The sequence below is a fragment of the Rhizobacter sp. P1_G5 genome (assembly GCF_056405435.1).
On the sequence record NZ_JBFUCB010000602.1, the window covers coordinates 1 to 3,701 of the forward strand.

3 protein-coding genes are annotated in these 3,701 nt (G+C 69.3%); 1 reads left to right on the forward strand and 2 read right to left on the reverse strand.

The window, feature by feature from the left end:
• The coding region (locus tag AC1D12_RS27805) for a cyclic di-GMP phosphodiesterase (protein ID WP_477844304.1) at positions 1 to 831 on the reverse strand (831 nt) is incomplete at its 3' end.
• Between the two features lie 187 nt (positions 832 to 1,018).
• Here AC1D12_RS27805 and AC1D12_RS27810 point away from each other — a divergent pair.
• Positions 1,019 to 3,166 (forward strand): ATP-binding protein, encoded by a 2,148-nt coding sequence (locus tag AC1D12_RS27810; RefSeq protein WP_477844306.1) that lies wholly within the window; start codon positions 1,019 to 1,021, stop codon positions 3,164 to 3,166.
• 9 nt (positions 3,167 to 3,175) lie between these two features.
• Here AC1D12_RS27810 and AC1D12_RS27815 read toward each other — a convergent pair.
• A partial coding sequence (locus tag AC1D12_RS27815; RefSeq protein WP_477844308.1) for a DUF4276 family protein occupies positions 3,176 to 3,701 on the reverse strand: 526 nt, incomplete at its 5' end.

Below are 3,701 nucleotides of genomic sequence, written 5' to 3' on the forward strand. Positions count from 1 at the left end.
CAGGCTGATCTGCTCGCCCGACAGCTTGTGCGGGTAGCCGCTGCCGTCGACCTTCTCGTGGTGGTGCAGGCACACGTCGAGCACCACGGCGCCGGCGCTGCCGCCTTCGAGCAGCATCTCGTGGCCGCGCTCGGGGTGGCTCTTCATGATGTCGAACTCGGCATCGGTGAGCTTGCCGGGCTTGTTCAGCACCTCGAGCGGCATCACCGCCTTGCCCAGGTCGTGCAGCATGCCGGCCAGGCCGGCCTTCTTCAGCTGGTCGCCCTGCAGGCCGAGCTGGCGGCCGAGCGACACCATCAGCGCGCAGACGGCCACCGAGTGCATGTAGGTGTATTCATCGGCGCGCTTGAGCCGTGCGACGCTGATCAGCGCGCCGGGGTTGCGCAGCACCGATTCGGAGATCTCCTCGACCAGCTCCTCGCACTGGCCGGCGTCGACCGCCTTGCCCAGGCGCGCCTCGCCGAACATCGATGCGATCTTCGGCACCGAGCGGCGGTACAGCGCGGCGGCCTTGGCCATCGCGGCGTCGCCGCTGTCGAGGGCGTCGAACTCCATCGGCATCGACGCGACGAACTCCAGCTCGCGCTCGACCTCGTCGGCCACCGATTCCTGCGTGATGGCCTGCGCCACGGCAGCCGAGCCTTCGACATCCAGGCCCTTGCCGGTGTCGATCCACAGCTCCTTGACGCCGCCGGACTTGATGCGTTCGAAGTCAGCGTCGGATTTCAGGATGAACTTCGAGCGCCAGAACGGGTGATCCATCCACGAGCCGCAGAACTCGTGGACATGCATGCCCAGGCGCAACTCGCTGACAGCAATTTTCTTGATCACGCTCGACTTCCGGACTTGTGCACTGGTTCACGGTGGCAACGCGCCTCCCCTGACGGACTGTCCACCTGGGCAAGATATCGGCATCCGGGGATGGGCATTGAGGCACTTGCGCGAGGATTTCACGCCTGGGTGCACGCTCGGCGCCCCCGATTGCGCCGCCCGCCACGCCGGGCTAAAAGACCTTCCCATGGCCACATCCCCGCCGGCGCCCGCCGTCCTGCCTCCGCGCCGCAAGTTCGCGGCCCTGCTGGCCGGTGCAACGCTGGCTGCCTCGCTGCTGATCGGCTGGCTGCTGTGGGTGGCGCGGCAGGACGCCATCCAGTCCGCCCAGACCACCGCGCTGAACTACGCGCGCACGCTGGAGGTGCGCATGGACGGCACCTTCCGCCGCACCGATGCCGTGCTTCGCGCGCTGACGCAGACGGTGCCGCCCGAGGCGCTCGCGCCGCAGGGCGAACTCGCCCACGCCCGGCAGGTCAACGGCGAACTCGATGCGATGCTGCGCGATTTCGACGAGCTGATCGCGCTGCGCATCATCGACGCCCGCGGCGACCAGCGCTACGTGACCTCGTCGGCCAGCACACCGATGGCGAACTATGCCGATCGCTCGTTCTTCAAGGCCTACCAGCGCGACCCGCAGGCCGGCCTGCTGTTCACCGACGTGGTGACCGGCCGCGTCAGCCAGCGCCCGACCATCGTGATGACGCGTCCGGTGCGCGACGCGCAGGGCCGGTTCGTCGGTGCCGCGCTGGCGCCGCTTGACCTCACCTACTTCCAGCAGCAGTTCCGCAAGCTCGACATCGGCCGCAACGGCACGGTGTTCCTGCGCCGCACCGAGGCCGGGAATCTGGTGCTGCGCTGGCCGCAGATCGATGCCGAGGTCAACAAGCCGATGCCGCCCGACCAGCCGATCCTGCGCGCGGTCAAGGCGGGGCAGCCGGAGGCGGTGAACGAGTACGTCGCCTTCACCGACGGCGTGCGGCGCATCTCGGGCACGGTGGTCGTGAAGGGCTACCCGTTCTTCCTGACGGTGGCACTCAGCCACGACGACGTGCTCGCCAGCTGGCGGCGCCTCGCGTTGTTCACCGCGCTGGCCTGGCTGCTGCTGCACCTGCTGATGGTGGTGATGATCCGCCGGCTGTGGCGCAGCGACCGCGAGCGCCGCTCGCTCGAGGCGCAGCTGCGCGAATCGCAGCGCATCGAGTCGATCGGCACGCTGGCCGGCGGCATCGCGCATGACTTCAACAACATCCTCGCGGCGATCCTCGGCAATGTCGCGCTGGCGCGCGAGGACATCGGCGCCGGCCACCCCGCGCTCGCGAGCCTGGAGCAGATCCACAAGGCCAGCGTGCGCGCCCGCGACCTGGTGCAGCAGATCCTCGCGTTCGGCCGCCGCCAGCCGCAGGCGCTGGTCAACCAGCCGCTGCAGCCGTTGGTGGAGGAATCGGTGCGGCTGCTGCGTTCCACGCTGCCGGCGGTGGTGTCGCTGGAGTGCCGCCTGGCGGCGCCGACGCTGCACGTCAACGCCGACGGCACCCAGGTGCAGCAGGTGCTGATGAACCTGTGCACCAACGCCTGGCATGCGCTGCAGGGGCGGCCGGGGCGCATCGAGGTCGGGCTGGCGGCGTACGAGGTGGTGCCGGGCGACGAGCGCGCCATGGGCACCACGCCGCCACTGGCCGCCGGGCACCATGCCCACCTGTGGGTGCAGGACCAGGGCGTCGGGATGGATGCGGCCACGCAGGCGCGCATCTTCGAGCCGTTCTTCACGACCAAGCCGACCGGGCAGGGCACCGGGCTCGGGCTGTCGGTGGTGCACGGCATCGTCGCGGCGCACCACGGCGCGATCCGCGTCGACAGCGCGCCCGGGCGCGGCACGACGATGCACCTCTACCTGCCGGCCGCCGAGCCGGAGCCGGTCGAGGAAGCCCTGCCGGTCACCGCGCCCGGCGCGCTGCAGGGGGCCGGCCAGCACGTGGCCTACGTCGACGACGACGAGGTGATCGTGCTGATGGTGGAGCGGCTGCTGCTGCAGGCCGGCTACCGGGTCACTGCGTTCCGCGACGGGCACGAGGCGGTCGCGGCGGTCGCCGTGCGGCCGCTGGCCTTCGACCTGGTGATCACCGACTTCAACATGCCGGGCTACTCCGGCCTCGACGTGGCGCTGGCGCTGCGCGACATCCGCGCCGACCTGCCGGTGGTGATCAGCTCGGGCTACATCACCGAGGAACTGCAGGCCCAGGCCGCCGACGCGGGCGTGCGCAGCCTGATGCGCAAGCAGAACACGATGGAGGAACTGCTGCGGCTGGTGCGCAAGGTACTGGCAATGTCGTGAGGTCGCTGCTCAGGCGATGGCGTACTGTTCGAGTTGCTGGAGCCAGCCATCGAAGTGCGGGCATCTGGCACGTATCGCCGGGATGCCGATGCGTTCGGCGGCGAGCGGGCCATGGAGGCCTTTCCGATACCGCGGAAACAAGGTCAGCAGACGCTTGGAGGGGGCGGTGGTCGGCCCTTCGTTGATGTCCTCGGGGGCCATGGCGTCGGCGATGGCCGCGAAGGCTGCCTGCTTGTGCGGTTCGGTCAGCACGCTCGGAACGGTGACTGAATCGGAGAACAGCCAAGCCTCGTATTCGTGCAATGCGATGAACGGCAGGAAATTGTGCTGTCCGATCGCCGTGCGCAACTCACTCTCCACGTGCGTGACACGCTGACGCGGCGTGCTGCCGGCAGGCCGGGTCGACATGCCGGGAAAGTCGGTCGGCAGCGCGTAGTAGTCGAGCATGCTGGTGACGAGTGCCCCGCCGCTGCCTTCCAGAACGCGCCGCAAGTGCTCGCGAAACTGCCCGAAGCTGCGCAGGCCACCCTTGAAG